The following is a 483-nucleotide window of genomic DNA, read 5'->3' as shown; positions in this document are numbered from 1 at the left end:
GATGCATTTCGGCGCGCCGGTGGTGCCGGAGGAGAACATGATGAAGAGCGGGTGGTTGAAGGGCAGGCGCGGCCATGATCTCTGCCGCGCCGGCTCCGCCGGCAGCTCCGCGAGGCGGAGCAGCGGCAGCCCCCTGGCCTCCGGCTCGCCCGCATCCAGCAGCAGCAGGCCCCGCAGCGAGGGCAGGCCGGCGGCCACCTGCGCCACCCGCTCGGCCAGCGGCGTCAGCACGTCATGCGGCTGCGGCGCGGCATGGGCGACCAGCAGGCGCGGCTGCAGCGGCGCGAAGCGCGCCAGGATCATCTCCGCGCTCAGCTCCGGCGAGGCCGAGGCAAAGCTGGCGCCGAGGGCGGTGACCGCCAGCGCCGCGATCGCCGCCTCCGCCGTGTTGCGGGCGATGGCGACGACGATGTCGCCCTCGCCCAGGCCGCGCTCCGCCAGCGCCCCGGCCAGGGCGGCGACGCGCGCTTCCAGCTCCGCGCG

Annotated in this window: 1 protein-coding gene; it reads right to left on the bottom strand. The window is 76.6% G+C overall.

Features of this window, described 5'->3' with window-relative positions; genetic code table 11:
- Positions 1 to 483 (bottom strand): AMP-binding protein (locus NJ376_RS26150; protein ID WP_252956305.1); only part of this gene is annotated, 483 nt, incomplete at both ends.

Source organism: Siccirubricoccus soli (assembly GCF_024178315.1).
In the GTDB taxonomy this organism is placed as follows: Bacteria; Pseudomonadota; Alphaproteobacteria; order Acetobacterales; family Acetobacteraceae; genus Siccirubricoccus; species Siccirubricoccus soli.
Note: the sequence above shows the minus strand (reverse complement) of the source record. Positions and strands in the feature narration are given on the sequence as shown.